Origin of the sequence: Neopoerus faecalis (assembly GCF_029218125.1) — a bacterium.
GTDB classification, from domain to species: domain Bacteria; phylum Bacillota; class Clostridia; order Oscillospirales; family Oscillospiraceae; genus Oscillibacter; species Oscillibacter faecalis_A.
Window position 1 is genome coordinate 17078 of sequence record NZ_JARFXX010000012.1, and the last position, 26731, is coordinate 43808.

Genomic DNA, 26731 nt, shown 5'->3' on the forward strand with positions numbered 1-26731 from the left:
GACGCCGCAGCGCCGGGAGCTTGACCGAAAATGTTGCAAATCGTGATAAAATTTGTGATTACCACAAGAAAACCAAAAATATGTAGAGGAAACGTCAGTTTGTCCGGAATGTAATCGGTTACTTACACGAAGATGCACAAGACGGTCGAAAGCGTTATGACCGATATTGACTAAAAGCGGAGACCGGTTTGTTGACAGAACTGTGCAAAAGTGCTAAGATAAGGCAAACCCTGAATAGGGTAAATGATGATGGAGGTATGTTATGAAAAAGATTTTTTCTCTCCTGCTGACGCTCACCATGGTCTTGTCCCTGGCTGCCTGCGGCGGCAACAGCGCTGCCCCCAGCACTCCTGGCAGTGACAGCTCTAACACCGGCTCCGACACCGCTTCCGATTCCGATACCATTAAGATCGGATATGTTTCCGACCTGACCGGCGCTACCGCCCTGTGGGGCACGGCCGGACAGTACGGCGCCGAGCTTGCTATCAAGCAGGTCAACGAGAACGGCGGCGTTCTGGATGGCAAGATGCTGGAGCTGGTCCCCATGGACGGTAAGGGCGAGCCCGCCGACTCCGTGTCCGCTTTCAAGAATCTGGTGGAGGTACATAACATCGTGGCCGAGATCGGCACGAACTTCTCCTCCTGCAACATCCCCATGGCCTCCGTTGCCGACGAGGTGAAGGTGCCCATCATCGGCACTGCCGCCTCCAACGAGCTGGTCACCGTGGATGAAAACGGCAACCTGCACCCCTATTCCTTCCGTATGTGCTTCATCGACTCCTATCTCGGCACCGTCATCGGCAACTATGCCTATGATACGCTGGGTTCCCGGAACGCGGCTCTGTTCACCGTGGCCGGCAACACCAACTCCGAGTCTGTTGGTCAGTTCCTGCGTGATGCCTTCACCGCTAAGGGCGGCACCATCGTGGCTGACGAGCAGTGCCAGGATGGCGACGTGGACTTCCGCGCACAGCTGGCCAACATCGGCGCTAAGAACCCCGACATTGTGTTCGTCATCATGAACGACTATGCTAAGAACGCTACCTTTGCAAAGCAGGCCCGTGAGATGGGCATCGACTGCATGCTGATGGGTCATGACGGTTGGGACTCCGCCCAGCTGGCCGGTGAGGCTGAGGGTGCTTTGGAGAACTGCCTGTATGTCTCCCGTATCGGCTTCAGCACTCCCGAGGCCAAGGCCTTCGGCGAGGAGGTCGCCAAGACCTACAACATCACCATGGAGGGCGAGTGCCTGTTCGGTCATGACGGTGTGATGTGGCTGGTGGATGCCATCAACCGCGCCGGCTCCGCCGATCCTCAGGCCATCCGCGACGCTCTGGAGCAGACCGATGTGTTCGAGGGCCTGATCGGTACGCTGGTCATGGACCCCGCTACCCACAACCCGTCCATGGCTTGCGCCGTGTATGAGTGCCATGGTGACTCCTTCGACTTCAAGGAGATCATCGAGGCCCAGTAATGTCCGTGACAGGGGGAAGGATATTCTCCTTCCCCCTGCATTTTTTTAGACAAAAGCCTCTACTGCGACTTTAGGAGTGATAAGATTATGTTTTTACAACAGTTGGTGACGGGCATTTCTGTTGGCGGTATCTACGCGCTGCTGGCAACAGGCTACTCCCTGATCTACAGTCTGCTGGACTTCTCGAACTGGGCCCACGGCGAATTCGCCATGGTCAGCGCTTATGTCGCCATCGTCCTGTCCAACATCATGGGAATGCCCTTTGTTCTCGCCGCCATCGGCGGCATGATGGGCGGCGCACTGGTGAGCTTTCTGTGCGAGCGCCTTGCCTATCGCCGTATCCGCCGCAATGGCGCCCCCAATATGTTCCTGATGATCGCCGCCATGGGCCTTTCCAATATGTTCCAGCAGGCGGCCAACCTGATCTTCTCCGGTCAGTACCGGTCCTATCCCTTCAAGCTGCCGGTCTCCACCATTCAGGTGGCGTCCGCCTACATCGGTGTGCTGGACCTTGTGAGCCTTGGCATCACCGCCGTTATCATCGCCATTCTGGTGTACCTCATCAATAAGACGCAATTCGGACTCAATGTCCGTGCAATCGCCTGCAACGCCCACGCCGCCAAGGTCCTTGGAGTGAAGGTGGACCGCTGCATCGCCACGGTGTTCGTGCTGGCGGGCGCTCTGGCCGGTGTGGCCGGCGTTCTGTACGGAATGAAATATAATGTGTTCCCCACCATGGGCAACGTGGGCCTCAAGGCGTTCATCGCCTCCGTTATCGGCGGCCTCGGCAGCGTGCCCGGTGCCATTGTGGGCGCTATCATTCTGGGCGTGATCGAAACGTTTGTCTCTGCGTTCGTCAGCTCCAGTCTCCGAGACTTTTTCTCCTTCGCACTGCTGATCGTCCTTCTGCTGGTCAAGCCCAGCGGCCTGTTTGGCGTGGACGTGCAGGACAAGGCATAAGGGGGGCAGAGGAATGCTTGCATTATTTAACAGTATCAACAGCGCCGTGTGCGGCGCACTGGGCATCAATACCTATTTGCAGGGCGTGATCATCATGGTGTGCATCAACATCATCGCCGTGCTGGGTATGTCGGTGCTGACGGGCTTCACCCGCCTGTTCTCCTTCGGCAACGCGGGCTTTATGTCCATCGGCGCCTACACCGCCGCCATTTTGACGGTGAAGTTCAACGTGAACTTCCTGCTGGCCATCATCTTAGGCGCTCTGTTCGCGGGCTTCATCGCTTTTCTGCTGGGTTCCATCACCCTGCGGCTGAAGGGCGACTATTTCCTTATCACCTGCCTTGGCTTCGGCGAGTGCGTCCGTGTGCTGTTCAACTACACGAAGAACATCACCGGCGGCTCTGCGGGCTATCCCGGCATCCCCGCGTATTCCAACGCGCTGTTCAGCCTTGTGTGCGTGGTGCTGGCGTTTTTCGCGGCGTGGCGCTTCATCCACTCCAAGTACGGCCGGAACCTGACGTCCATCCGTGAAAACGAGATGGCGGCCGAGGCCGTGGGCATCAACGCCTTCCGGGTCAAGCGGATGAGCTTCGTGTTCTCCGCCATCTATGCCGGCTGGGCCGGCGCGCTGTACGGCGGCTACCTTATGTACATCGTTCCCAGCAGCTTCAACCTTGCCAAGAGCTGCGAGCTCATCACCACCACCGTGATCGGCGGCCTCGGCTCCCTCACCGGCTCCGTGCTGGGCGCCATCATCGTCACGGTGCTGCCGGAGATCTTCCGTTCCCTTGCCAACTACCGTATGCTGCTCTACGGCATGGCCGTGGTGCTCATCATCCTGTTCAAGCCCAGCGGCCTGTACGGCTATAAGGAATTTTCCCTGAAGCGGACCATCCACTGGTTCCGCACGCTGCCGGCACGCCTGAGCGGCCGGAAGCAGGCTGAGACAACTGAGAAGGGGGGCCGCTGATATGGCAACACCAGTCCTTGAAATGCAGAATGTGGAGAAGAACTTCGGCGGCGTCCGCGCCATCGACAATTTCAGCGTGACGCTGGAGCCGGGAAAGATTCATGGCCTCATCGGCCCCAATGGCGCCGGTAAGACCACCATCTTCAACAACATCACCGGCATTTACGCGCCGGATAGCGGCAAGATCATCTTCAACGGCACGGATATCACCGGCAGCGCGCCCCATCGGGTGGCGCAGCTTGGTATCGGCCGCACGTTCCAGAATATCCGCCTGTTCTCCAACCTCTCTGTTTTGAGCAACGTGGTCATCGCCAGCAATCTGGACGCCACGTACAATCTGGCCGACGCCATGTTCAAGACGAAGAAGTACAAGGAGCGGGAGAAGCATCTGGAGGAAAAGGCCATGGACCTGCTGGAGGTGGTGGGCCTTGCCGATAAGGCGAACGAGCAGGCCAGCTCCCTGCCCTACGGCCACCAGCGCAAGCTGGAGATCGCCCGCGCCATGGCGCTGGACCCCAAGCTGCTGCTGCTGGACGAGCCGGCCGCCGGTATGAACGCCGAGGAGTCCGCGGAGCTGGTGAGCTTCGTGCGGCAGATTCGGGACCGCTTTGATATTACCATTTTGATGATCGAGCACCACATGGACGTTGTCTCGAACCTGTGCGACCATGTGACGGTGCTGAACTTCGGCAAGACCATCTGCGTCGGCACGCCGGAGGAGGTCAAGAGCGATCCTGAGGTCATCAGAGCCTATCTGGGAGGAGAATGATCATGGCATTGTTGGAAGTCAAAGACTTAACGGCGGCCTACGGCGGCATCCAGGCGCTGCGGGGCGTGTCCTTAACGGTAGAGGAAGGGCAGATCGTGGCCGTTCTGGGCGCCAACGGCGCCGGTAAATCCACGCTGCTCAAGTGCATCTCCTCCGTGATGAAGCCCACCGGCGGAACCATTGAATTTTTAGGCAAGCCTGTTTCCCAGAAGCCCTACGAGGTTGTGGAAGCGGGACTTGTGCAGGTGCCGGAGGCCCGGCAGATTTTCGCCAAGCTGACGGTGGCGGAGAATCTGCGGGTGGGCAGCGGCCTTAGAAAGGACGCCGACGGTATCCGGCGGGATATGGAGCGGGTGTATACCATGTTCCCCCGCCTGAAGGAGCGCGAAAAGCAGTACGGCGGCCTGCTCTCCGGCGGCGAGCAGCAAATGCTGGCCATTGGCCGGGGCATCATGGCCAAGCCGAAGCTGATGATGCTGGATGAGCCCTCTCTGGGCCTTGCGCCCGTCATCGTGACGCAGGTGTTCGACATTATCAAGGAGATCAATAAAGAGGGCATGGCCATCATGCTCATTGAGCAGAACGCACAGAAGGTTCTGGAGTTCTGCGATCAGGCCTACATCATGCAGGTAGGCAAGGTGGCCATTTCCGGCCGGGGCCGGGATCTGTTGGAGGATAACGCCGTTGCCGCGGCGTATCTGGGCGACTAAAAAAGACTGTTTCCAAGAAAGGACGAATATGCGTATGGAGGTAAAAAAAGCCGCGCAGCTTTCTCTGCTGGGCGCACAGGCCCGCAGAAGCGCGCTTGAAATGGTGTATCGGGCCACATCCGGCCATCTGGGCGGGTCCATGTCCCTGTGCGAGATTCTTTCTGTTTTGTATTTTGACACCATGCGGATCGACCCCGCCAAGCCGGATGACCCGGACCGGGACCGCTTCGTATTGAGCAAGGGACACTGTACGCCGGCATTGTATTCCGTTCTGGCAATGCGGGGCTTTTTCCCCAGGGAAATGCTTTCCACCTTCCGCAGCATCGACGGGCATCTCTCCGGTCACGCGGAAATGCGCCATGTGCCCGGTGTAGATATGTCCACCGGCAGTCTCGGTCAGGGCATTTCCACCGCTGTGGGTATGGCGCTGGCCGGTCAGGTAGACAAGAAGGACTACCGGGTCTATGCCGTGCTGGGCGACGGTGAGCTGGAGGAGGGTCAGGTCTGGGAGGCAGCCATGGCTGCCGGGAACTACCATCTGGACAACCTCTGCGTTTTTGTGGATAACAACAACATCCAGATTGACGGTACGCTGGAGGAGATCATGTCTCCCTATCCCATCGACAAGAAGTTCGAGGCCTTCAACTGGCACGTGGAGTGCTGCGACGGTCATGACGTCACCGCCATCGCGGCGGCGCTGGAAAACGCCAAGGCCGCCAGGGGCAAGCCCACGGTCATCATTGCCAGGACCGTGAAGGGCAAGGGCGTTTCGTTCATGGAGAACAATAAGGAATGGCACGGCAACGATCCCGACAAGGAGCAGTATGAAAAGGCCGCAGCCGAGCTGGACGCTCTGGTGGCTGCGGCAGAGAAGGAGGCGGCTCGCTATGAATAAGAAGATCTCTACAAGAACGGCTTACGGCGAGGCGCTGGCCGAGATCGGCTCCGATCCCCGCATCTTTGTGCTGGACGCGGATCTGCAGTGCTGCACCCGGACGGAGAAGTTCGGTGCGCTGTATCCCGAGCGGTCCCGGAACGTGGGTATCGCGGAGGCAAACATGGTGGGCATCGCCGCCGGTATGGCGGCCTGCGGCAAAATCGTGTTTGTCAACTCCTTTGCCATGTTCACCGCCGGACGGGCCTTTGAGCAGATTCGCAACTCTCTTGCCTATCCGCACCTGAATGTCAAGGTCATCGGCACCCATGCCGGCGTCAGCGTCGGTAAGGACGGCGCCACCCACCAGTGCCTTGAGGATCTGGCGGCTATGCGCTCCATCCCCGGCATGGTGGTGCTCTCTCCCTGCGACGCCAATGAGACCCGGCTGATGACGAAGGCCATGGCGGCGTATGACGGTCCCTGCTTCATGCGCCTGGGCCGGCTGGACGTGGAGGAGTGCACGAACTTTGTCCCGGGCTACAGGTTTGAGTGGGGCAAGGCCACGGAGCTTTACGAGGGCACCGATGTGACCATCATCGCCACCGGCCTCATGGTGCAGGAGTCCCTGAAGGCCCGCGAACTGCTGGCACAGGAGGGCATCAGCGCCGCCGTGCTGGATATGCATACCATCAAGCCGCTGGACCGCGAGGCGGTCATCAAGGCAGCGGAGAAGACCGGCTGCATCGTCACGGCGGAGGAGGCCAACATTCTCGGCGGCCTTGGCGGCGCCGTGGCCGAGGTGGTCACGGAGACCTGCCCGGTGCCGGTGCTTCGCGTGGGTGTGAAGGACATTTTCGGCCGCAGCGGCGACCCTTACGCGCTGTTGGAGCGCTATGAGCTGACCGCGAAGGATGTTGCGGCCGCCGCGCGGCGGGCCGTGGCCATGAAGAAATAACGATATGCAGGATGTCATTTATGTTGCCTGCGACGATTCCGGCGCGGAGGCCAAGGGCTGGATCTTAGAGTATCTGGACGCCCACGGCTATGCGTGGCGGGATTGCGGCGGGGATGAGACCCCCTCCCGCTATCCCTATTACGCGGCAAAGGTGGCAGCGGCGGTCTCCCGGGGGGAGATTCGCCGCGGCATCCTCATCTGCGGCTCCGGCATCGGCATGAGCATCGCGGCCAACAAATTCCGGGGCGTCCGGGCCAGCGTGGTGACGGATGATTATTCCGCCCGCCTCACCCGGCGGCACAACGATTCCAATGTGCTGTGCCTCGGAGGCCGGATGGTGGGCCGGTGGATGCTGCTGCGGATCGTGGAGACATGGCTGACCACGGACTATGACGGAGGGCACCATCAGGGCTCACTGGACCTGCTGGCCGAAATGGAAGCGGCCATGCTGCCCGGAGCCGTGTGGTGCCCGGAGGAAATTCCGTATGAACCCTTTGAGTGGGACCCGAAGCAGGGCCTGTAACGCTCAGTAGACCAGCCGGATATTTTTGGACTGGCAGAAGGCGGCCCACTCCGCCGAGGGCTGGACGTCCGTGATGATGGCGTTCACCAGCTCCAGACCGTTGAAGCGGATGTTGGCGCTCTCATCGAATTTCGTGTGGTCCATGATGAGGAACCGCTGCCGGGCGTGCTTGAGCATGGCCTCGCGGACACGGGCCTCGTTGAGATAGTTGTCGGAAAGGCCCTCCGCCAGCGTGACCTTGGGGCTGCTGATAAAGGCGCAGTCGGCATAATACGTGCTGAGGATGTCCGTGGTGTGATAGCCCACAAAGGACAGCGTCCGGGTCCGCAGGCTCCCGCCGAGGCAGATGAGATTGATGTGGCTGTTGGGCTCCGTGCACAGGCTGCAGATCATCATGGAATTGGTCACGATGGTCAGGCTCAGCTTGCTGCCGAGCAGCTGCCGGGCCAGAGCAAGACACGTGGTGCTGGAATCGAGGAAGATCACGTCCCGGTCATGGATGAACTCCATGGCCTTCAGGGACATCTGGTTTTTCTCCTCCTGATAGAGCGTTCGGCGCAGGGGAGAGGCGTAGGTCTTGTCATATTTGTCCGAGAGATAGGCGCCGCCCCGGATGCGGTTGAGCTTGCCAACGGCTTCCAGTTCCCGCAGGTCCCGGCGCACCGTTTCCTCGCTGCACCCCAAAAGCTGACTGAGGGAGGGAATGTCCAGACTGCCCTTTTGCTTCAGCTCCGCCTCAATTTTGGCAAACCGTTCGATTTTCAGCATATCGCACCGCCTATGATTGAAATTATTTTGCACTTATCTGTGGATTATACAGCAATTTTGAACAAAACTCAACAAAAACGTTCAACCGAACAAGTTGACAGAAGGGAAGTACCTTATGTCTGATTACAGCAGCTTTTTTCTGATGAAACCGGAGGATGTGAAGCGGTACGCCGTGGAAGTGCTCCATTTTTTCCAGCCCGACGAGGAGACGGACTGCATTGAGATCGGCGATGGCAACATCAACTATGTCTTTCAGGTGCGTTCCTGCAAGGATGGCCGCTCCGTCATCGTCAAGCAGGCAGACAAGCTCCTGCGCTCCTCCGGCCGCCCGCTGGACCTCTACCGCAACAAGATCGAGGCGGAGACGCTGAAGCTGGAGTCCAGTCTGGCGCCGAACTTTATTCCGCAGGTCTATCATTATGACGAGACCATGGCGGCGCTGTCCATGGAGGACATCTCCGCCTATAAGAATCTCCGCAAGGAGCTGGCGGCGGACCGGGTCTATGACCACCTGAGCGAGAATCTCGCTACGTTCCTGGCAGAATCCATGCTGCCTACCACGGACCTTGTCATGGACCGGCAGGAGAAGAAAAAGCAGGTCAAGTTCTTCACGAATCCGGAGCTGTGCGACATCACGGAGGATCTGGTGCTGACGGAGCCTTACTGCGCCGAGCCCATGAACCCCCGGAACAAGAACATCGTGACGCCGGGGAACGAGGAATTTGTCCGGGAGTTCCTCTATGAGGACGAGGCCCTCCACGCCGAGGTGGCTGCGCTCCGCAACGGCTTTATGAATAACGCCCAGGCGCTGATTCACGGCGATCTGCACTCCGGCTCTATTTTCGCCAACGAGCAGGGCATCAAAATTATCGATCCGGAATTTGCATTTTACGGCCCGATGGGGTATGATATCGGCAATGTCATCGGCAACCTGTTCTTTGCGTGGGCCAACAAGTTCTATACCGGCGGCAGCGCGGAGACACAGGCGGCGCTGGAGCGGACGATTCGTGAGACCTGTGACAAAACGGCGGAGAAGCTGGGCGAGCAGTACGATAAGCTGGTGCAGTTCCCGCTCTACAAGGCCCCCGCCTTCCGCAAGGCGTATTTAGACAGCGTTATGGCGGACTCCTACGGCTATGCCGGTACGGAGATCATCCGCCGGACGGTGGGCGATTCCAAGGTGATGGAGGTCACGTCCGTGGCGGAGCCGGAGCGCCGGATTCCCATGGAGCGGGCCCTCATCAAGCTGGGTATCTATCTCATCAAGGAGCGGGCCAGCGGCCTCACCGGTACAGCCGTGACAGAGATGTTCCGCATGATTCTGGCATAAAAAGGAGAGCTTTCAATGGTAAGAATGGATGAAAATATGCCGTTCCTGCTGCAATATGAAAATGTGGCATGGTACGATAACGGCAAGGTCCGCATTTTAGACCGGCGGGTCTATCCCACGGAGGTCCGCTTCGTGGAGTGCACCACCTATCAGGAGGTGGTGAAGGCCATCGCGGATATGGTGACCCAGAGCGCGGGCCCCTACACCGCTGTTGGCATGGGTATGGCGCTGGCCGCGTGGCAGGTCCGGGACAAGGGCGCCGCGGAGCAGAACGCCTTTTTGAAGCAGGCGGCTTACGATCTGGCCCACGCACGGCCCACTACCGCCAACCGCTACGGTCAGATCACCTACCGCTGCGCCGAGGTGGCGCAGGCGGCGCTGGAGGCCGGGAAGGACCCCATCGAGGCCATTGTGGAGAACACGGTGGAGTCCCTGAACCGCCGGTATTCCACCATGCAGATCGTGGGCGACCATCTGGCGGAGCTCATTCCGCAGGGCGGCACGATTTTGACCCAGTGCTTCGGCGAGACCATCATCGGCACGGTGATTCGGGCGGCCCGCCGGCAGAACAAGGATTTCCGCGTGTTCTGCGCGGAGACCCGGCCCTATCTTCAGGGCGCGCGGCTGACCAGCAGCTGCTTTGCCCAGATGGGCTTTGATACCACGGTCATTACGGACAACATGGTGGCGTATTCCATGGAGCGGGAGCACATTGACGTATTCACCTCTGCGGCGGACTCCATCGCCCGGGACGGTCACATTGCCAACAAGATCGGCACGTTCCAGATCGCCATTCTGGCCAAGTATTTCGGCGTGCCCTACTATGTCACCGGCATTCCCGATCAGGACAAGCACAGCAAGGACGATATTGTGATTGAGATGCGCGACCCCGCGCAGGTCCTCAGCTACCGGGGCATTCCCAATACGCTGCCGGAGGTCAAGGCCATTTATCCGTCCTTTGATGTGGTGCCGCCCCATCTCATCTCCGGTGTTGTCACGGATAAGGGCGTGTATGTGCCCTATCTGCTGGACCACTATTTCGACTCCGATGTGAAGAAATTCTATTAAGGAGGGGCTGCTATGAAGGTTTATGTGCGCGCGCCCTATGAGGAAGCCTGCCTTGCCGAGCTGAAGGAGCTGTTTGACGAGGTGGTCTACGAGCCCTGGACCACCACGGGCCAGCGCTATTATGAGGACGAGATGCTGGAGCATCTGCTGGCGGTGCAGCCGGACGCCCTCATCACGGAGCTGGACCGGGTGACGGAAAAGGTGCTGGCCGGTTATGACCGGCTGAAGTTCATCGGCGACTGCCGGGGCACCCCCGCCAATTTGCAGGTGGATGCCTGCACGAAGGCCGGTGTTCCCATTCTCTGCACCCCCGGCCGCAACACGCAGGCCGTGGCGGAGATGGTGGTGGGGCTGATTCTCACCATGTACCGCAAGACCATCCCCGCAATTCAGTGGGTACAGGACGGAAAATGGGTGCAGGGCACCACGCCGTATTACCTCTGGATGGGTCATGAGCTTCAGGGCAAAAAGGTGGGCTTTGTGGGCTTCGGCGCCATCAGCCATGCCGTTGCAAAGATTTTAGATGGGTTTGAGTGCGATATTTCCTTCTATGACCCGTTCCTGCCCGGCGATCAGGGCCATTACCGCAAAAAGAGCCTTGAGGAGATTTTCAGCGAGAGCGACATCGTGACGCTGCACCTGCCGGTGACGGACTCCACCCGGGGCATGATCACCGAGCCGCTGCTGCGCTCCATGAAAAAGACCGCGCTGTTCGTCAATGCCGCCCGCTCCGCCATTGTGGACTATACCGCCTTGGAGAAGGTGCTGCGGGAGGAGGCCATTGCCGGCGCCATCATTGATGTGCTGGATACCGAGCCGCCCACGGAAGCCGACCTTGCTATCGGCAAGTGCCCCAATGTGCTGCTGACGCCCCACATCTGCGGCGCGACCTATGAGGTGACGGATCACCAGTCCCGCATCCTCAACGAGCGCATCAAAAAGTGGCTCCGCGGCGAGGACATGGAGAAAATCGTTTATAACCGGGACGTTTTGAAGAAGTAGCCGATGAAGCATTATCTGATGGTGGACTTAGGCACCGGCAACAGCCGCGTGGCATTGGTGGATTCCGACGGCGGGATTCTGGGCCTGCGGACGTATACCAATGTCTATCACCGGGACAGTGCCTATGAGGACGGACAGTATTTTCTCCCGGAGGACTGGGCGGCGCTGCTGCTGCAGGGCTGCCGGGAGCTGTGCCGGGAGCACCCGGACGTTCAGGTGAACGCCGTTTCCGCGGCCGGTGCGCGGCAGAGCTTCGTGCTGCTGGATGGAAACGGCCGGGCGTTTCTGGGCCTGCCGAACATCGACAACCGGGGCCGGGCCTACATGGCGCAGGTGCCGGAGCATGACGAGATCTACCGCCTCTCCGGCAAATGGGCCACGGAGGATTTCGGCGCCGCCAAGCTGCTGGGACTGCGGATGCAGCACCCGGAGCAGTATGAGGCGGTGGAGAGCGTTCTGAGCCTCAGCGAGTGGATCGCCTGGATCTTCACCGGGCGGAAAGTCATGGAGTACACGCAGGCTTGTGAGAGCCAGCTCTATGACATCGGCCAGCGGAGCTGGTCCCAGACGCTTTGCAGCTTTTACGGTCTGCGCCCGGAGTTTTTGCCGCCGCTTCAGGCGGCGGGCACGGCGGTGGGTCCCATTCTCGATACCTATCGCCGGGAGCTGGGCATGGCCAAGGACGCCGTGTTTGTGCTGGGCGGCGCGGATACGCAGATCGCCCTGCTGCAAACGGGCATCCGCCCCGGCGGCATCGCCGTGGTCTCCGGCACCACCTCGCCGGTGGTGGCGGAACTGGAGCAGCTTTTCTATGACCCGGCCCAGCGCGTCTGGACGGACGCGGGACTGGGGGCGGAGAGCTATCAGGTGGAGATGAACCCCGGTGTCACGGGCCTGAATTATCAGCGGGTGAAGGACCGGCTCTGCGCCGATATTCCCTACGAGCGGCTGGAGGAAATTTACCGGGAGAAGACCTCGTTTGCCTGTACGGCGTCATTTTCTTCGCTGCTGTTCTATCAGCGGCGCTCTCTGCGCCGGGGCGGCTTCTTCATGCGCGCCCCGCTGGACGCCGAGGCGGACCGCACGGACCTTGCGTGGGCCGTGCTGGCGGACATCGCCTGCTCCACCCATGAGCAGCTTCAGCACCTCGTTGAGCTGACAGGGAACGAGGGCGGCCCCATTTTGGGCTGCGGCGGGGGCTTCCAGTCCGAGGCGCTCTGCCAGATGCTATCGGACCTTTCCGGGCGGGAGCTGCGGCTGCGCGCCGGCTTCCGGCAGGCCACTGTACAGGGACTTGTGACCCTCTGCAACGATTACTTGGGCGAGGTGCCCGCAAAGCGGGACAGCGCCCTGAAGACCTATCACCCCCGGACGGGACAGCTGATTCACCAGTATGCCCCGGCCTGGCGGGAGGCGCGGGACCGCGCCAATGACATCAAGGCTTGACGAAAATTTTAATTCCGCCGCAGGGCGGGTACAAAAAGTGAACGATTTTGGGAGGAATTTGCTATGCTGATGCAGGAAGAAAGAGAACTGGTCGTTGAATACGGCAAAAAGATGAGCGCGGCCCGCCTGAGCACGGGCACCAGCGGCAATATCAGTATTTACAATGCGGAAAAGGGCCTCGTGGCGCTGAGCCCCTCCGGTATGGATTATTTTTCCACCACGCCTGAGGACGTTGTGATTTTGGACTTGGACGCCAAGGTGGTGGACGGTAAGCGGAAGCCCTCCAGCGAGTGGGCGCTGCACACCACGTTCTATAAGCATAAGCCCCACGCCCGGGCTGTGGTCCACACCCATTCCGTGTACTGCACCACGCTGGCCGTTCTGGGCGAGCCCATCCGTGCGGTGCACTATGTCATCGGCGACGCCGGTGCTGCAGAGGTCCCCTGCGCCCCCTATCAGCTGTTCGGCACCGAGGCGCTGGCCGAGGCCGCTATGAAGGTCTGCGGCAAGAGTGATGGTGTTCTGCTGGGCAACCACGGCCTTGTCTGCTGCGGCAAGGACATCAAGAGCGCTTACGGCCTTGCCTGTAATCTGGAGTTCATCGCGGAGCTTCAGTGCCGCGCCATGAGCATCGGCAAGCCCAACGTGCTGACGGAGGAGCAGATGGCTGAGGTCATGGTGAAGTTCCAGTCCTACGGCCAGCCCGGCGAGAAGAAGACCGGCTATTAAGCGCCTGCCGTTTCAAGGAGAATCAGATAAAAAGGGCGGTACGTACCATTGGTACGCACCGCCCTCAGCGTGTCGAAAAAGTCTTTTCGCCCCGCTGAGCCAGTTTTCAGAATTTTATAAAAATTCTGAAAACTAAGGATTTCAATGGCGCAGGACACCCTTCTTGGGTTTCCCGCGCACACCCTTCCTTACCGTCGCGGAGAATTCACTACTTTATCGACAGTCTCAAGGGCGGTGCGTACCATTAGTACGCACCGCCCTTTTGTGTCCCATGAAAAAGCCCCGCTCCGGCTTATGCCGGGGCAGGGCTTGGCATTTACTGGATGCTCACCGAGGTGCTCTTGACCTCGGGCTTCCGGGTTTCCTTGGGAACGGAGATCTGAAGGATGCCGCTTTCAAACTTGGCGCTGATCTCGTCAGGCTCCACATCCCAGCCCACGTAGAAGCTCCGGCTGCAGGCACCGGCATAGCGCTCCTGACGGATGTACTTGCCCTTCTTGTCCTCGGCGTCCTTGTCCAGCCCCTTGGCGGCGCTGATGGTCAGATAACCGTCCTTCAGGTCGATGCTGACCTCGTCCTTCTTGAAGCCCGGCAGGTCGATGTCCAGCTCGTAGCTGGTATCGGTCTCCCGGATATCGGTCTTCATCAGGTTCTTGGCGTGCTTACCGTAAAGGGCGTCCCGGGTCTGGGGCACCATCATGCCAAAGGGATCAGAGAAGAAATCATCAAACATATTTTCACCAAAAATGCTGGGCAGCATAAGTCATTCCTCCATTCTTTTATTTCTGCGGCAATGGAAATCACTTCATCGTCCGCAGCCTTCTGTTGCCTACATGAACAAACGGTTTTGGAGCTCTCCGGGGGGACCTTTTTGCTCCCCCTCTCAAGTTCGCCTTTATTATAGCACCATTTTTAGCACTGTCAATAGGAGAGTGCTAATGTTCACAAAAGAAGTATTGTTTGTTCATAAAATATGCGATTTTTCGGAGGAATCACCTGTTTGCATCAGCAGGAGCGGCAAAACGGGGCAGAGGACTGCGGATAAAAGAAAGAAAAAGCAGAGCGGAGCCGCTGAAAGCGGCTCCGCTCAAAGTGATTTTACAAGAAACGATGCTTACCGCATACTGCCCTCCCCGCCCATGAGGGCGGTGAGTTCCTCAATGCGCTCCAGCGGGAAGGGCGGACGGCACAGGGGCCGCAGGGCGATGCTCATGAGCTTCATGGGGTTGTCATCTGCCGCTACGCGGTTGGAGCTGAAAGCTCCGCAGCGCCTGCAGCGGTGGATAATGGCCCACTCGCCATTGTTCCGCACCCAGACTGCCACCGGCTCCATGATGCCGCCGCAGTCGGCGGCCCGGTCTCCCGGCTCTATGTCCACATGGAGGCTGGAAAGGCAGTTGGGGCAGTGGTTACGGTGCTGGCTCCCGGTGTTCTCCGGCGTGCAGAGGCGTCCGCAGACTTTGCAGGTAAATGAATCGGTGCAGGGATGGGTCTTATAATAGCCCTTTTCAAAGGCTTTCCGTTTGTTTTCACGGTTCATGATATTCCTCCTGAATCGGTATGCTCCGAGCTTCGGGAGGAGCGGCGTGTGTTGGATTTGCCGGACCTCCCGGTCAGGCCACACGATCCAGTGATAAAGATAACTGTTTCAAAAAGCTCTCCTTAAAGTTTTATTTGATTTGGGGTGTTTACTTCAGGAAATGCAGCGCGTTCTGGACATGGCAGGCCGTGCCCACAGGCAGGGCGTTCAGATCCATTTTGAAATACGGATTGTGCAGGGGCTTATCGTCCTCACCCGTGCCGATGCCCAGCCAGAACAGCACGCCCGGCACGTGCTGGGTGAAGCAGCCGAAGTCCTCGGAGCCCATAAAGGGCTTGTTGGTGAGAATCACATTCCCCTCGCCGACAATGTTCTCCAGCGTGCGGCTCACCTCCAGCGCCATGGCCTCATCGTTGATGGTGGCGTCATAGCCGAGGGTCTGGGTACACACCGCCGTGCAGCGGTTGGCCTTGGCAATGCCCTCGGCCAGCTCCGGGATGCGCTGGCGCAGCAGGGCGCGGACATCGTTGTTGAACGTGCGGAAACCGCCGACAATGTGGGCGCGCTCCGGCACCACGTTCCACACGGAGCCGGGGAGCTCCACCTGCCCGATGGAGATGACGCAGTTTTCCATGGAGCTGACCTCCCGGGTGGGGAGCATGTGGATGGCGGTAATAAGCTCCGCCATGGCGGGCACCGGGTCTACGGCGTTTTCCGGCATGGCGCCGTGGCCGCCCTTACCGGTGAGCATGATGTCATACACATCGCTGGAGGCGGTGGCCTCATGCCGGGCGATCTGGATCTTTCCGGCAGGGACGGCGGGCTGTACATGAAGAGCCAGCGCCATGTCCACGCCCTCCAAAACGCCCTGCTGAATCATAAAGCCTGCGCCGCCCTCGCCATCGTATCCGGCGGCGCGGACAGTCTCCTTCATAGAGGCGGGAATGCTTTCCTCCGAGGGCTCAAAGAGGAATTTGATTTTGCCCCGGAAGGCGTCTCTATGGGCGGAGAGGAGCTTGGCGGCGCCCAGCAGCATGGTCACATGGGCATCATGGCCGCAGGCGTGCATTTTTCCGGGATTTTCGGAGCGGTAGTCGCAGGCGGTCATTTCCTCCACCTGCAGGCAGTCCATATCCGCCCGAATCAGCAGCGTTTTGCCGGGGCGGCCGGAATCCAGTGTTCCCACCACGCCGGTGATGGCGATGCCGGTCTGCACCTCCATGCCGCAGGCGCGGAGGTAATCGGCGATGATGCCGGAGGTCCGGTGCTCGTCATAGCCGATCTCCGGGTGGCGGTGCAGGTCCTTGTAAATGGTTTCCAGCTCGGCGGAAAGGGCCGCAGCTTCCTTTTTTACATCAAACATAGCACATCCTCCTGTTTCCGGCCGACAGCGCGGCCGGGTATTCAGCTTCAGTCCAGGGACGCCTTCAGGGCCTCTACGGTCCGGCGCAGCTCCTCTAAATTTGCAAGGCAGGTGTCCAGCTTTTTCCGGGCGGTGACCCGGTCCTCCGCGTCCAGCTTCAGACTTCGGAGCTGGGCGGTGGAGCGCCGGATGGAGCGACCGAAGGAGTCCACCGTCCGTAGCGCGTTGGCGGCGACGGGCTTAGGCGGCGTCACGGGCAGCTCGGCGGCCTTGGCGTAGGCAATGGCCCGGTGGACGAGGGCGGGGAAGTCGCTCTTGTCCCCAGCCTTATCCACGAAGTCCTCCACAATGGGGTAGAGGTGGGCGTTGCTTCGGCGGGCCAGCTCATAGGCGTCCGTCATGGTCATTTTTCCGCCCTCGGCCCAGCCGGTGAGGGTGTCATCCAAATTCAGAAGGTCAAGATACCGCTCCACCGTGGCGCGGGAGAGCTCCGTCTGTGACGCCATCATCTCCGCCTGCTCCTTTACGTTTTCCGGCAGGCGGTCCTCCTCCCGCAGCACCTCACGCAGCGTTTCAAGCTGCCGGGCCATGTCAAAGGGGGAGACGTTCCGGCGGTGCAGGTTCGTGCCCATCAGGGCCCGCAGCTCCTCCAGCCGGTCATGATAGTGCCGCACCTTGCAGGGGACAGTGACCTTTCCCAGCTTTTTGGCAGCCCGGACCCGGCGGTGTCCGCTGATGATGCGGTATTTCCCCTCGGCCTCAGCGGGGGTCACGATGATATCTTCTAAAAATCCGTCCTTTTCCACGCTGTCCATGGTGGCCTGAAACTGTGCGTCCTCCGCCATGGAGAAGCGGTTCATGGGATTTTCCTCCAGCGCGTCCACCCGGAGCTGCCGGACAAACTCACCGTTCACTGCGGCGGCGTTGTCCGCAGTCTTTTGCAGCGTCCCGAAAATGGACGGGGATTTTTTCGATGCCATGTCCTCAGCCCTCCATTCGTTCCAGCATTTCGCCGCAGAGCGCGGCGTAGTCCTCCGTGGCGGTGCAGCGGGGGGAGTAGAAGCACAGGGGCTTCAGCGCCAGCGGGGCCTTTTTTACGTCGATATTTTTGCGAATGTAGCTGTGGAACGCCAGCTCTGGCAGCATTTGCGGGAAATTCGCGATCATTTCCCGGTCCAGCGAGGCGCCGGTCTCCACGGCGGTCATGAAAATACCCAGCACGCGGATGTCGGGATTCACCAGCTCTCGGACGTTCTGCACGGTTTCCAGCATGACGTTGTAGCCCTCGATGGAGTTCTTGTCCACCTTGATAGGAATGAGGATGTACTGCACGGCGACCAGCACATTGATGTTGAACAGGCTCTCCAGCGAGGGGGAGCAGTCGAAGAAAACGAAGTCATAGTCCTTGGGAATCTGCGGCACCAGCCGCTTGAGGGTCATGTCCCGGCCAAAGGGCATCTCCTGCATGGCGGCAAGGGCCGGCGCCAGCAGGGAGCCGCCCCGGATGAGGTCCAGCCCCTCGATGGAGGTATGGCAGATGGCGTCCGGGATTCGGTGGTCCTTATCCACGATGATGTCCGACAGCGTGATCTTGGAAACCTCGGTCAGCTCCAAATTGCTGGTGGCGTTGCCCTGGGTGTCCGTGTCCACAATGAGGACCTTTTTCCCCCGGCGTACCAGCTCACCGGCCAGATTGATGGCGGAGGTGGTCTTTCCGGTGCCGCCCTTCTGGTTCATGATGGCGATGGTTTTCATAGCGCCTCACCTTTCTTTTCAAGGTCCTCCACGCTGGAGACCTGCTCCATGATGCTGTCCAGCATGAACTGGGTCATGCTCATGCCCAGCCGGGTAGCGGCCAGCTTGATGCGGGTGCGCTCCGACTCTGTGGCGTATACCAGCAGCTTTACCTTCTTGTCCTCCATGGTTCCCTCCTTTGCACGGTCCGCCCAAGCCGGTTCGACAGGATATGGGCGGAGTTGACATTATGATGTCATTTTTCAAAAAATATTATGACATTATAATGTCCATCTGTCAAGAAAAAACAAGGACAGATGATGTCAAATTTTGCATTGACGGGGGAGGGTGAGGAAAGCGGCGTGTAAAAGGAGCTTACTTGGACAAAACTCGTGTGAGTCCGACAAAAACAGCGCGCTTTTATTGTACACCTTTGCTGAAGAAGGACGCAGAAAATCCCCGGCAGCGGAATGGCTGCCGGGGAAGGTGAGAAAACAGAAAATGCGGCAGGTCAGGCGGCGTCCTTGGGGAGCGTCACGGTAATGACCGTGCCCTGTCCCGGTGTGCTGTCCAGTTGGACGGTGCCGTGATGGTAGGCAACGGCGTGCTTGACGATGGAAAGCCCCAGCCCCGTGCCGCCGATGGCCCGGGAATGGCTCTTGTCCACCCGGTAGAACCGCTCAAAGACCCGGCTTTGATCTGCCGGGGGGATGCCGATGCCAGTGTCCGCCACAGTCAGTGTCACGGCCTGAGGCGTTTCCGCCACCGTTACGGTGACGCTGCCGCCGGGGACATTGTACTTCACGGCGTTTTCGCAGAGGTTGCGGACGGTCTCGCTCAAAAGCCGCCGTACACCGGTAAGGGTTCCCGCCGTGCCGTTGACGGTCAGCGTGACGTTCTGCGCCTGCGCCGCGGCGGACAGGGAGGCGGCAGCCTCCTGCGCCAGCGAGAGCAGCGACACCGATTCTCTCGGCATGGCCGCGCCCTCGTCCAACTGAGAAAGCCCCAGAATATCGTTGATGAGGGACACCAGCCGCTGGGCCTCCTGATGGATGCGCCCTAAGAAGCGGGGACGGTCTTCCGGCTGCACCAAATCATTTTCCAGCAGCTCCACGCTGCCGATAATGGATTGCAGCGGCGTTTTCAGCTCGTGGGAGACGTTGGCGGTAAACTCCCGGCGCATCCGCTCCGCCTCTGCCTGTTCTGTGACGTCAAAGGCCAGCAGCACAGCGCCGAAGACCTCGCCGCCGGAGTCGATTCGGCTCAGGTCGATCTGGTATTCCCGGCCCTGCCGCTGCTGCCGGAGCTGGGCGTGTCCCTGTGTCAAGGCGGCATCCACGGCGGCGCTGATGTCACTGCGGCGGTCCACCGTCAGAAAATCCCGGCCGATACAGCTCCGGTCCGTACCGAACAGCGTCTGCGCGGCAGGGTTGATGCTGAGAATGCGGTGGTCCTGCCCCAAAAGCAGCAGCCCCTCCCGCATACTGTCGGTGATCTGCTCAAATTCGTCCTGCCGCCGTTCCAAATCCCGGGCCTGCCGGTGCAGCGCCTGCTGCTGGGCATGAATACGGCTGAGAAGGGGGGAGAGCTCATCGTAGGCGTCATTTTCCATCGGGTGCTCCAAATCGAGTTGGTTCAGAGGAGCCACTACCCGCTTTGCGGCGCGGCTTGCCAGCAGGGCGGACAGCCCTGCCGCCAGCAGCGCTACGGCGATAACCGCGTGGAGCAGCCCCAGCACCAGCATTCCCACGGTTTTCTGGCCGCCTGCAATTCGCAGTACAGACCCGTCGGACAGGCGCACGGCCTCATAAACGGTCTTTTCCGTCAGCGTGTCGGAATAGCGGACACTGCTGCCGCTGCCGGTCGTCAGGGCCTGCCGGATCTCCTCCCGCTGGGCGTGGTTTTCCATGGAGGCGGCGTCTGCCTGCGTGTCGCGAAGCACGGTTCCGTCCGGCGCTACCCATGTAAAGCGGCAGGCCGTGCCGGTGGGCAGGGAGGAAAGGTAATCATCGCCCTCTGTCTCCACCGCAGAGGCCGCGAGGCGCAGCTCCTCCCGGAGCTGCTGCTCCCACACGGAGCCGAAATACCCATACAGGCAGCCGGAGAACACCAGCAGCGCCGCCAGCAGCACCGTCAAGGACGCGCCCAGCGCGGAGCGGAAGATTTTTCCGGTCATGGGGCCGCCTCCAGCCGGTAGCCCACATTCCGCACCGTTTCAATGAGCCGCCCGCAGTTACCCAGCTTTTGGCGGAGCGTACGGATGTGCATATCCAGCGTGCGGCTGTCGTCCATGTAGGCCATGTCCCAAACCTGCGTGTAGAGCTGCTCCCGGGTGAAGGCCATGCCGGGGCGGGAGAGGAACAGCCGCAGCAGCTCAAATTCCTTATAGGTGAGCTGCACCCGCTGCCCCTCCACTGTAACGGTGCGGCGTTCCGGGTCAAGGGAAATGCCGCCGGCGGAGAGAACGTGCCCGGTCTCCTGCGGCCTGCAGCGCCGCAGCACCGCCTTGACCCGGGAGACCATCTCCATCACGCCGAAGGGCTTTACCAGATAGTCGTCCGCCCCGAGGTCAAGGCTTTGAATCTTGTCATACTCCGCGCCCCTGGCTGTGGCCATGATGACGGGAATATCCCGGAAATTAGGGGAGGCCTTCATCCGCCGCAGCAGGGAAACACCGTCCTCCCCCGGCAGCATGACGTCCAGCAGCACCAGCTCCGGGGTCTCGGTCTGCAAAGCCTCCCAGAAGGCGGCTCCGTCCTCAAAGCCCCGGGCACCCAAGCCGGTGGAGTTCAGGGCATACAGCTCGATCTCCCGAATCCCGGCATCGTCCTCTACGCACCAGATCATACGCTTCTCCTTATGTCAGAGTGATTTCGTCCTTGTGCACGCCGGTGACGGAGTAGATGACCCACTCGGCAATGTTGGTGGCGTGGTCTCCGATTCGCTCATAGTATTTGGCGATCATCAGCAGGTCAAGGGCGTATTCGCCCTCTGTAGGCGCGGCGGCAATGCGGCTGATGAGGCTCTGCTTGATGCGGGCGAAGCAGTCATCCACGTAATCGTCATCGGCAATGACCTTTTTCGCTAAGATTATATCACATTTTACATAGGCGTCTACACTTTCCGTCACCATTTGAATCACGGCCCGGGCCATTTCACGGAAAACGGCGTCATTTTCCGCCTGTCGGTCCTCCAAAAAGGCGATGATCTCGGCAATGTCCTCTGCCTGATCGCCGATTCGCTCCATGTCGGTGATCATTTTCAAAGCGGCGGAGATCTGCCGCAGGTCCCGGGCCACGGGCTGCTGCTGGAGCAGCAGCCGCAGACAAAGGCTCTCAATGTCCCGCTCCTTGCGGTCGATCTCACTGTCCACCGGCGCGACCTTTTTCGCCAGCGTCCGGTCGCTCTCTGTCAGGGCCTTGGAGGCCAGCGCGATGACCTCCTCGCACAGCGCGCCCATTTCGATCATCTCGTGGTTGAGCTGGGCCAACTGTTCGTCAAAACGGTTTCTCATGTTATCCGAACCTCCCGGTGATGTAGTCCTCCGTCCGCTTGTCGGAGGGAGTGGAGAACAGGCGCTCGGTCTTTCCGAATTCCACCAGCTCGCCCAGCAGGAAAAACGCGGTGTTGTCGGAAACGCGGGCGGCCTGCTGCATATTGTGGGTCACCATGACCACAGTGTAGTCCTTTTTCAGCTCCACGGCCAGGTCCTCAATTTTGGAGGTGGAGATGGGGTCCAGTGCACTGGTGGATTCGTCCATCAGCAAAATCTCCGGCTCCACGGCCAGCGCCCGGGCGATGCAGAGCCGCTGCTGCTGGCCGCCGGAGAGGCCCAGCGCGCTTTTCTTCAGCCGGTCCTTTACCTCGTCCCAGATAGCGGCAGAGCGCAGAGAGCGCTCCACCAGCTCATCCAGCTTGGCGCGGCTGCGGATGCCGTGGGTCCGGGGGCCGTAGGCCACGTTGTCATAAATGCTCATGGGGAAGGGATTGGCCTTTTGAAAGACCATGCCGATGCGCTTGCGGAGCCATGTGGGGTCCACGGCGCCGTCATAGATATTCTGTCCGTGAAAGTCTACCTCGCCGGTGATCCGCACGGAAGGGATGAGGTCATTCATGCGGTTCAGCGTCCGCAGAAACGTGGATTTTCCGCAGCCGGAGGGACCGATGAAGGCAGTGATCTCGTGGGGGGGAATTGCGATGGACACGTCCCGGAGAGCGTGGGTCTGGCCGTACCAGAGGTTCAGGTTTTTTACATCCAATATAGGTTCCATAGGTATCCTCAATTCTTTTTCAGCTTCCGGCCCAGCAGGGCGGCGGAAAGGTTGATGAGCAGGGTCAGCAGCATCAGGATGGAGGCGATGGAAAAGGCCACCGCCGTTTCGCCCCGCTCGTTGGCGTAGACGTACAGCGCCACCGTCAGCGTGGCGGAGGAGGTGTGCAGCGCCTTATAAAAGCCGCTGAGCACCAGACCAAAGCCTGCGGTGTACAGCAGCGCGGCACTCTCACCCACAATGCGGCCCACGGCCAGAATGCAGCCGGTGACGATTCCGTCAATGGCGTTGGGGAGCACCACGGTGCGGATCATGCGCCATTTTCCGGCGCCCAGCCCCAGCGCCCCCTCCCGGTAGGACTGGGGGACGGTCTTGAGGCTTTCCTGCGTGGTGCGGAGGATGGTAGGCAGAATCATGACCACCAGCGTCAAGCCACCGGCCAGAATGCCCGCCTGCAAATTCATTTTCTGTACGAACAGCAGCATTCCCACCAGTCCGAAAATAATGGAGGGGATGCCGGTGAGGGTCTCGGCGGCAAACTCAATGAGACTCACCAGCCGCCGGTTCTCCGCGTATTCCGTCAGGTATACGGCGGCACCTACGCCCAGCGGCAGGACGATGACCATGGCCACGAAAATAATATAGAGCGTGTTCAGGATATTCGGCAGGATGCCGATGGTATTTTGAATATAGCTGGTCTGGCCGGAGAGCAGGTCCCATGTCAGATTGGGAAGGCCCCGGCAGAAGATATAGCCGATGAGAAAGATCAGCAGGGCGCAGGTCACACCGACGCAGAAAATCATGCACAGGCGCAGCCCCAGATCATAGGCCCTGCGGCGGGGAGAAAGACGCTGGTCCATGTCAGCCCTCCTTTCTGCGCTTGACGCACACATTTAAAAATACATTGATGAGCATGATAAATAGAAACAGCACCAGCGCGATGGAGTAAAGCGCCTGATGATAAAGACTCCCCACCCGGGCGTAGGCCATGCCGGAGACGATGCCGGTGGTGAGAAAGCGCACCGGTGTAAAGAGACCCGGCATATTGGACACGTTACCTGCCACCATGATGATGGCCATAGCCTCGCCGATGGCCCGGCCCACGCCCAGCACCACCGCGGTAGCCACACCGCTGCGGGCGGCGTGAAGACTGACGCGGAACCATGTTTCCGTTTCCGTGGCACCCAGCGCCAGACTGGCCTCCTCATACTCCCGGGGAACGGCCCGCAGCGCCGTTTCCGATACGTTGATGATAGAGGGCAGAATCATGATGGCCAGCACGATGATGGCCGCCAGCAGACAGGCGCCGGAGCCAAGGCTGAACGCCTTCTGAATGGCGGGCACCAGCACGATCATGCCCACAAGGCCGTACACTACAGAAGGGATTCCTGCCAAAAGCTGCACGGCAGTGCGAATCACGGCTGCCAGCCGCGGCGGCGCGGCCTTAGCCAAGAACATGGCGGTCATCAGCCCCACCGGTACGCCCACCACGATCGCCCCGGCAGTGCCGTACACAGAGGTGAGGATAAAGGCCAGAATGCCGAACTGTGCGCCGGTGGTGGTATTCGTGGGGTCCCAGACCCGGCCCAACAGAAATTTGAACAGGCCGATCTCCCGGATGGCAGGCAGGCCGGAGAGAATCAGGTACAGGCTGATGAGCAGCACAAAGGCCACCGCCACAATGCCGCAGAGCAGGAAGATCAGGTGAATCACTTCCTCCATGGCCTTTCGGGCGCGGTAGCTGCTCCGCTCCGGCTCATGGGGGGCATTTACCATGCTCTCCGCTGCGTTTACAGCGGTCAGAATTGCGTCAGAGTCCATACAAGGCTCCTTTCTTCGTTTTCATGGGAACAGCCTCCACCCACAGCGGTGGATGGAGGTGGACCCGGTCGAGAGGGGTATGTTGTAGTCTGTTTGCTTTTTTATTGAGCTACGGGAACCGCACCGGCGGACTTGATGAGGTCATTGGCAGCGGAGGACGTAGCGAAGTCGAAGAACGCCTGAGCGGCAGGAGACAGGGCCTCGCCGGTGCGGGTCACCAGCACGAAGGGCCGCTGAATGGCATAGCTTCCGTCCAGAACAGTTTCCTCAGTGCAGGCCACGCCGCCCACGGTCAGAGCCTTGATGGTATCCTTGCCTTCTACAGCGGAGAGGGAGGCATAGCCGATGGCGTTGGGATTGCCAGCCACCGCTTCAATGACGCCGCCGGTGGAGGTCAGCTCCTGGTCCAGCTTGCAGGCGTCCCTGGTGTTGGTGATGGACTCAAAACCGTCCCGGGTGCCGCTGCCAGCCTCGCGGCCGATGCAGGAGATGGTGCCGGCCTCGCCGCCCACCTCGCTCCAGTCGGTGATCTCACCGGTGAAGATCTGGGCGATCTGTTCCACGCTCAGGTCCTCCACCTTGCTGCCCGCGTTGACGATGACAGCGATACCGTCCAGCGCCACGGTGGTGCCGGTCAGGCCGCCGGCGATCTCCTCGTCCTTCAGGGCGCGGGAGGAAAGGCCGATGTCGGCGGAGCCGTTGGAGGCGGCCTCAATGCCCGCGCCGGAGCCGGTGGGGTCATAGGTGACGGAAACGCCGCTGTTGTCCGCCATGAACTGCTCACTGAGAATGCCGATGACCTTCTCCATGGAAGTGGAGCCGTTAGTGGACACGCTGCCGGACAGGGCGGCAGGCGTCTCGGTTCCGGTGGTGGAGCCAGTGCTGTCAGCGGCAGGGGCGTCCGTCTTGGAGCCGCAGCCGGTGAGAGCGGCCATGCTCAGGGCCAGTGTTAAAAGCAATGCAAGTGTCTTTTTCATGTTGTTCTTCCTCTTTTCAGATATTCGGGATTCACTCCTCGGTACGCTTATCAGTGTAGCGGTGCCATGTAAAATGAAAAAGACAACCTATGTAAAATCCATGTCAAATCAGGGGCCGCTTCGCGGATCTTCTTGCAAAAACGCGCTGGTTCGGTATAATGGGATTCAATTATAAATAAAAAGGACCGGCCAGGGGCCGGAGAAGGGAAGCACCTGCTATGGAATATTACGGAACACTGGGCCCGGCCTGTGCCTCGGTCGATTGCCTTGCGGAAATGTTTGAGGCTGGTATGACCGGTATGCGCCTGAACCTGTCCCATGTGACGCTGAAGGGTGCCTCGGCGCAGTTGGCGGCCTTTCACGAGGCAGCGGGGCGTGTCGGCGTGGCGGCAAAGCTGTTAGTGGATCTGCAAGGGCCGGAGCTGCGGGTAGGGTCCATGGAAATGCCGGTGGAGCTGACAGAGGGAAGCCCAATTATGCTGGGACAGGGCGGCATTCCCGTACCGGCACGGCTTCTTCCGTATCTGGAGCCGGGACAGACCGTGCTGTTGGATGACGGAAAGCTGCTGCTGACTGTAACGGAGAACCGTGGAGACTCCGTGTGCGCCCGGGTGGAGCGGGGCGGTACGCTGCGGGGGCGCAAAAGCATTGCGCTGCCGGGCGTGCGGGGCCTGCGCCCACCGGCTTTGACAGAGGCTGACATGGAAAACATCCGTTGTGCGGCGGAATACGGTGTCACCGGCGTGATGCAGCCCTTTGTGCGGGACCGGGCGGACCTGCTGGCGGTGCGGCAGGCGTTGGACACTAATGGCGGCAGGCAGATCAGGTTGTTTGCGAAAATCGAAAATTTAGATGGTGTGGGACAGTTGGACGAACTCCTTCCGGCCTGTGACGAGATAGTTATTGCCCGGGGAGATTTGGGGAACGCGGTCCCGCTGTGGGAGCTTCCGGCCCTCCAGAAGCGGATTGCGGCGCGGTGCTGCGCCGCTGGAAAGCCCTTTATGGTGGTGACGCAAATGCTGGCCTCCATGGAGAATAGTCCTGTTCCCACCCGGGCGGAGGTCAGCGACATTTTCAATGCGGTGGTGGATGGCGCCTCCTCCGTCATGGTTACCGGGGAGACCGCTGTGGGGCGTTACCCGGCGGAAACGATTCGCTATCTGGTGAAAACGGCGGAGGCGGCTGAACAATGGCTGCGCTCCCGCGAAAAGGCGGATGAAGATTAAGCAACTATACCATTTACATATTAGAGAGAAGACTTCCCACCTATCCCGAATACCGATCGGGCGCAGGCCCCACAGGATTCCAACCGATTTTTTGAGATTTGACCGTGTTTCCCCACGGAAGTCATACCTATTGTACAAATTAGAGGTAAAGAGGATGGTAAAAGTGGGAAGGAAGAGGGGTAGAAATTGGTAAAAAGGCCGAAAGGGAAGAAAAAGGA

Annotated in this window: 28 protein-coding genes; 14 read left to right on the forward strand and 14 right to left on the reverse strand. The window is 59.9% G+C overall.

Annotated elements, in window-relative coordinates; translation table 11 throughout:
* Nucleotides 1-262 precede the first annotated feature (262 nt).
* The 8 genes from PY311_RS11485 (at nucleotide 263) to rpiB (ending at nucleotide 7238) form a co-directional block, all read left to right on the forward strand.
* Nucleotides 263-1474 carry an ABC transporter substrate-binding protein gene (locus tag PY311_RS11485; protein ID WP_286148832.1) on the forward strand — a complete coding sequence of 404 codons (1212 nt, stop codon included), beginning with the start codon at nucleotides 263-265 and terminating at the stop codon, nucleotides 1472-1474.
* Between the two features lie 87 nt (nucleotides 1475-1561).
* Complete coding sequence (locus tag PY311_RS11490; protein WP_286148833.1) at nucleotides 1562-2434, forward strand: branched-chain amino acid ABC transporter permease; 873 nt, start codon at nucleotides 1562-1564, stop codon at nucleotides 2432-2434.
* Between the two features lie 13 nt (nucleotides 2435-2447).
* A complete protein-coding gene (locus PY311_RS11495) occupies nucleotides 2448-3404 on the forward strand; it encodes a branched-chain amino acid ABC transporter permease (RefSeq protein ID WP_286148834.1) in 957 nt (318 codons plus the stop codon).
* A gap of 1 nt (nucleotide 3405) precedes the next feature.
* The gene (locus tag PY311_RS11500; protein WP_286148835.1) at nucleotides 3406-4173 is read left to right on the forward strand and encodes an ABC transporter ATP-binding protein; all 768 of its coding nucleotides are present in this window, start codon (nucleotides 3406-3408) and stop codon (nucleotides 4171-4173) included.
* Nucleotides 4174-4181: 8 nt separating this feature from the next.
* On the forward strand, nucleotides 4182-4883 hold the full coding sequence (locus PY311_RS11505) for an ABC transporter ATP-binding protein (protein WP_286148859.1): 702 nt from the start codon (nucleotides 4182-4184) through the stop codon (nucleotides 4881-4883).
* Between the two features lie 28 nt (nucleotides 4884-4911).
* A complete protein-coding gene (locus PY311_RS11510) occupies nucleotides 4912-5778 on the forward strand; it encodes a transketolase (protein ID WP_491066567.1) in 867 nt (288 codons plus the stop codon).
* A complete protein-coding gene (locus PY311_RS11515; protein ID WP_286148837.1) occupies nucleotides 5771-6715 on the forward strand; it encodes a transketolase family protein in 945 nt (314 codons plus the stop codon). The genes PY311_RS11510 and PY311_RS11515 overlap by 8 nt, the downstream gene beginning before the upstream one ends.
* A gap of 4 nt (nucleotides 6716-6719) precedes the next feature.
* The gene (gene rpiB, locus PY311_RS11520) at nucleotides 6720-7238 is read left to right on the forward strand and encodes a ribose 5-phosphate isomerase B (protein WP_286148838.1); all 519 of its coding nucleotides are present in this window, start codon (nucleotides 6720-6722) and stop codon (nucleotides 7236-7238) included.
* A gap of 3 nt (nucleotides 7239-7241) precedes the next feature.
* Here the strand turns inward: rpiB and PY311_RS11525 are convergent, their stop codons facing one another.
* Nucleotides 7242-8006, reverse strand: a complete 765-nt coding sequence (locus PY311_RS11525) for a DeoR/GlpR family DNA-binding transcription regulator (RefSeq protein WP_286148839.1) — start codon at nucleotides 8004-8006, stop codon at nucleotides 7242-7244.
* Nucleotides 8007-8121: 115 nt separating this feature from the next.
* Here PY311_RS11525 and mtnK point away from each other — a divergent pair, with 115 nt between their 5' ends.
* The 5 genes from mtnK to PY311_RS11550 all read left to right on the forward strand — a co-directional run bounded on the left by mtnK (nucleotide 8122) and on the right by PY311_RS11550 (nucleotide 13581).
* Entirely contained in the window at nucleotides 8122-9336 is a 1215-nt protein-coding gene (mtnK, locus tag PY311_RS11530; protein WP_286148841.1) for an S-methyl-5-thioribose kinase, read from the forward strand.
* 15 nt (nucleotides 9337-9351) lie between these two features.
* Nucleotides 9352-10404, forward strand: a complete 1053-nt coding sequence (locus PY311_RS11535) for an S-methyl-5-thioribose-1-phosphate isomerase (RefSeq protein WP_286148842.1) — start codon at nucleotides 9352-9354, stop codon at nucleotides 10402-10404.
* 12 nt (nucleotides 10405-10416) lie between these two features.
* A complete protein-coding gene (locus PY311_RS11540; protein WP_286148843.1) occupies nucleotides 10417-11406 on the forward strand; it encodes a 2-hydroxyacid dehydrogenase in 990 nt (329 codons plus the stop codon).
* Nucleotides 11407-11409: 3 nt separating this feature from the next.
* Entirely contained in the window at nucleotides 11410-12852 is a 1443-nt protein-coding gene (locus tag PY311_RS11545) for an FGGY-family carbohydrate kinase (protein ID WP_286148844.1), read from the forward strand.
* Between the two features lie 63 nt (nucleotides 12853-12915).
* The gene (locus tag PY311_RS11550; protein ID WP_286148845.1) at nucleotides 12916-13581 is read left to right on the forward strand and encodes a class II aldolase/adducin family protein; all 666 of its coding nucleotides are present in this window, start codon (nucleotides 12916-12918) and stop codon (nucleotides 13579-13581) included.
* Nucleotides 13582-13897: 316 nt separating this feature from the next.
* On the opposite strand, the gene PY311_RS11555 is transcribed toward PY311_RS11550, so the two are convergent.
* The 13 genes from PY311_RS11555 to PY311_RS11615 all read right to left on the reverse strand — a co-directional run bounded on the left by PY311_RS11555 (nucleotide 13898) and on the right by PY311_RS11615 (nucleotide 25287).
* A complete protein-coding gene (locus tag PY311_RS11555) occupies nucleotides 13898-14341 on the reverse strand; it encodes an Hsp20/alpha crystallin family protein (RefSeq protein ID WP_286148846.1) in 444 nt (147 codons plus the stop codon).
* A 354-nt stretch (nucleotides 14342-14695) separates the two neighbouring features.
* Nucleotides 14696-15121 carry an RNHCP domain-containing protein gene (locus PY311_RS11560; RefSeq protein WP_286148847.1) on the reverse strand — a complete coding sequence of 142 codons (426 nt, stop codon included), beginning with the start codon at nucleotides 15119-15121 and terminating at the stop codon, nucleotides 14696-14698.
* A 148-nt stretch (nucleotides 15122-15269) separates the two neighbouring features.
* The gene (locus PY311_RS11565; RefSeq protein WP_286148848.1) at nucleotides 15270-16484 is read right to left on the reverse strand and encodes a M20 metallopeptidase family protein; all 1215 of its coding nucleotides are present in this window, start codon (nucleotides 16482-16484) and stop codon (nucleotides 15270-15272) included.
* 47 nt (nucleotides 16485-16531) lie between these two features.
* Nucleotides 16532-17464, reverse strand: a complete 933-nt coding sequence (locus PY311_RS11570; protein WP_286148849.1) for a ParB/RepB/Spo0J family partition protein — start codon at nucleotides 17462-17464, stop codon at nucleotides 16532-16534.
* 4 nt (nucleotides 17465-17468) lie between these two features.
* Nucleotides 17469-18239 (reverse strand): ParA family protein, encoded by a 771-nt coding sequence (locus PY311_RS11575; RefSeq protein ID WP_286148850.1) that lies wholly within the window; start codon nucleotides 18237-18239, stop codon nucleotides 17469-17471.
* On the reverse strand, nucleotides 18236-18406 hold the full coding sequence (locus PY311_RS11580; protein ID WP_286148851.1) for a hypothetical protein: 171 nt from the start codon (nucleotides 18404-18406) through the stop codon (nucleotides 18236-18238). The genes PY311_RS11575 and PY311_RS11580 overlap by 4 nt, the downstream gene beginning before the upstream one ends.
* A gap of 323 nt (nucleotides 18407-18729) precedes the next feature.
* On the reverse strand, nucleotides 18730-20394 hold the full coding sequence (locus tag PY311_RS11585) for a sensor histidine kinase (protein ID WP_286148852.1): 1665 nt from the start codon (nucleotides 20392-20394) through the stop codon (nucleotides 18730-18732).
* Nucleotides 20391-21065, reverse strand: coding sequence for a response regulator transcription factor (locus PY311_RS11590; protein ID WP_286148853.1), 675 nt, complete (start codon nucleotides 21063-21065; stop codon nucleotides 20391-20393). The genes PY311_RS11585 and PY311_RS11590 overlap by 4 nt, the downstream gene beginning before the upstream one ends.
* A gap of 10 nt (nucleotides 21066-21075) precedes the next feature.
* Nucleotides 21076-21732: a phosphate signaling complex protein PhoU gene (gene phoU, locus PY311_RS11595; RefSeq protein WP_286148854.1), complete on the reverse strand. Its 657-nt coding sequence runs from the start codon at nucleotides 21730-21732 to the stop codon at nucleotides 21076-21078.
* A 1-nt stretch (nucleotide 21733) separates the two neighbouring features.
* Complete coding sequence (pstB, locus tag PY311_RS11600; protein WP_286148855.1) at nucleotides 21734-22489, reverse strand: phosphate ABC transporter ATP-binding protein PstB; 756 nt, start codon at nucleotides 22487-22489, stop codon at nucleotides 21734-21736.
* Nucleotides 22490-22497: 8 nt separating this feature from the next.
* Entirely contained in the window at nucleotides 22498-23349 is an 852-nt protein-coding gene (gene pstA, locus PY311_RS11605; RefSeq protein WP_286148856.1) for a phosphate ABC transporter permease PstA, read from the reverse strand.
* A gap of 1 nt (nucleotide 23350) precedes the next feature.
* Nucleotides 23351-24211, reverse strand: coding sequence for a phosphate ABC transporter permease subunit PstC (pstC, locus tag PY311_RS11610; RefSeq protein ID WP_434059946.1), 861 nt, complete (start codon nucleotides 24209-24211; stop codon nucleotides 23351-23353).
* Nucleotides 24212-24411: 200 nt separating this feature from the next.
* Complete coding sequence (locus PY311_RS11615) at nucleotides 24412-25287, reverse strand: phosphate ABC transporter substrate-binding protein (RefSeq protein WP_286148857.1); 876 nt, start codon at nucleotides 25285-25287, stop codon at nucleotides 24412-24414.
* Nucleotides 25288-25505: 218 nt separating this feature from the next.
* Between PY311_RS11615 and pyk the strand changes: the two genes are divergently transcribed.
* Nucleotides 25506-26513, forward strand: coding sequence for a pyruvate kinase (gene pyk, locus PY311_RS11620; RefSeq protein ID WP_286148858.1), 1008 nt, complete (start codon nucleotides 25506-25508; stop codon nucleotides 26511-26513).
* Nucleotides 26514-26731: the final 218 nt, after the last annotated feature.

What these genes read in the sequence shown, in the direction of transcription:
- PY311_RS11495 (WP_286148834.1), top strand. Translation starts at nt 2,448, where the DNA reads ATGCTTGCATTATTTAACAGTATCAACAGCGCCGTGTGCGGCGCACTG.
- PY311_RS11565 (WP_286148848.1), bottom strand. Translation starts at nt 16,484, where the DNA reads ATGTTTGATGTAAAAAAGGAAGCTGCGGCCCTTTCCGCCGAGCTGGAA.
- mtnK (WP_286148841.1), top strand. Translation starts at nt 8,122, where the DNA reads ATGTCTGATTACAGCAGCTTTTTTCTGATGAAACCGGAGGATGTGAAG.
- PY311_RS11570 (WP_286148849.1), bottom strand. Translation starts at nt 17,464, where the DNA reads ATGGCATCGAAAAAATCCCCGTCCATTTTCGGGACGCTGCAAAAGACT.
- PY311_RS11560 (WP_286148847.1), bottom strand. Translation starts at nt 15,121, where the DNA reads ATGAACCGTGAAAACAAACGGAAAGCCTTTGAAAAGGGCTATTATAAG.
- PY311_RS11525 (WP_286148839.1), bottom strand. Translation starts at nt 8,006, where the DNA reads ATGCTGAAAATCGAACGGTTTGCCAAAATTGAGGCGGAGCTGAAGCAA.
- phoU (WP_286148854.1), bottom strand. Translation starts at nt 21,732, where the DNA reads ATGAGAAACCGTTTTGACGAACAGTTGGCCCAGCTCAACCACGAGATG.
- PY311_RS11545 (WP_286148844.1), top strand. Translation starts at nt 11,410, where the DNA reads ATGAAGCATTATCTGATGGTGGACTTAGGCACCGGCAACAGCCGCGTG.
- PY311_RS11575 (WP_286148850.1), bottom strand. Translation starts at nt 18,239, where the DNA reads ATGAAAACCATCGCCATCATGAACCAGAAGGGCGGCACCGGAAAGACC.
- pstA (WP_286148856.1), bottom strand. Translation starts at nt 23,349, where the DNA reads ATGGACCAGCGTCTTTCTCCCCGCCGCAGGGCCTATGATCTGGGGCTG.
- PY311_RS11615 (WP_286148857.1), bottom strand. Translation starts at nt 25,287, where the DNA reads ATGAAAAAGACACTTGCATTGCTTTTAACACTGGCCCTGAGCATGGCC.
- pstC (WP_434059946.1), bottom strand. Translation starts at nt 24,211, where the DNA reads ATGGAGGAAGTGATTCACCTGATCTTCCTGCTCTGCGGCATTGTGGCG.
- PY311_RS11510 (WP_491066567.1), top strand. Translation starts at nt 4,912, where the DNA reads ATGCGTATGGAGGTAAAAAAAGCCGCGCAGCTTTCTCTGCTGGGCGCA.
- pstB (WP_286148855.1), bottom strand. Translation starts at nt 22,489, where the DNA reads ATGGAACCTATATTGGATGTAAAAAACCTGAACCTCTGGTACGGCCAG.
- PY311_RS11535 (WP_286148842.1), top strand. Translation starts at nt 9,352, where the DNA reads ATGGTAAGAATGGATGAAAATATGCCGTTCCTGCTGCAATATGAAAAT.
- PY311_RS11515 (WP_286148837.1), top strand. Translation starts at nt 5,771, where the DNA reads ATGAATAAGAAGATCTCTACAAGAACGGCTTACGGCGAGGCGCTGGCC.
- PY311_RS11590 (WP_286148853.1), bottom strand. Translation starts at nt 21,065, where the DNA reads ATGATCTGGTGCGTAGAGGACGATGCCGGGATTCGGGAGATCGAGCTG.
- PY311_RS11500 (WP_286148835.1), top strand. Translation starts at nt 3,406, where the DNA reads ATGGCAACACCAGTCCTTGAAATGCAGAATGTGGAGAAGAACTTCGGC.
- PY311_RS11555 (WP_286148846.1), bottom strand. Translation starts at nt 14,341, where the DNA reads ATGCTGCCCAGCATTTTTGGTGAAAATATGTTTGATGATTTCTTCTCT.
- PY311_RS11485 (WP_286148832.1), top strand. Translation starts at nt 263, where the DNA reads ATGAAAAAGATTTTTTCTCTCCTGCTGACGCTCACCATGGTCTTGTCC.
- PY311_RS11490 (WP_286148833.1), top strand. Translation starts at nt 1,562, where the DNA reads ATGTTTTTACAACAGTTGGTGACGGGCATTTCTGTTGGCGGTATCTAC.
- PY311_RS11585 (WP_286148852.1), bottom strand. Translation starts at nt 20,394, where the DNA reads ATGACCGGAAAAATCTTCCGCTCCGCGCTGGGCGCGTCCTTGACGGTG.
- PY311_RS11550 (WP_286148845.1), top strand. Translation starts at nt 12,916, where the DNA reads ATGCTGATGCAGGAAGAAAGAGAACTGGTCGTTGAATACGGCAAAAAG.
- rpiB (WP_286148838.1), top strand. Translation starts at nt 6,720, where the DNA reads ATGCAGGATGTCATTTATGTTGCCTGCGACGATTCCGGCGCGGAGGCC.
- PY311_RS11540 (WP_286148843.1), top strand. Translation starts at nt 10,417, where the DNA reads ATGAAGGTTTATGTGCGCGCGCCCTATGAGGAAGCCTGCCTTGCCGAG.
- PY311_RS11580 (WP_286148851.1), bottom strand. Translation starts at nt 18,406, where the DNA reads ATGGAGGACAAGAAGGTAAAGCTGCTGGTATACGCCACAGAGTCGGAG.
- pyk (WP_286148858.1), top strand. Translation starts at nt 25,506, where the DNA reads ATGGAATATTACGGAACACTGGGCCCGGCCTGTGCCTCGGTCGATTGC.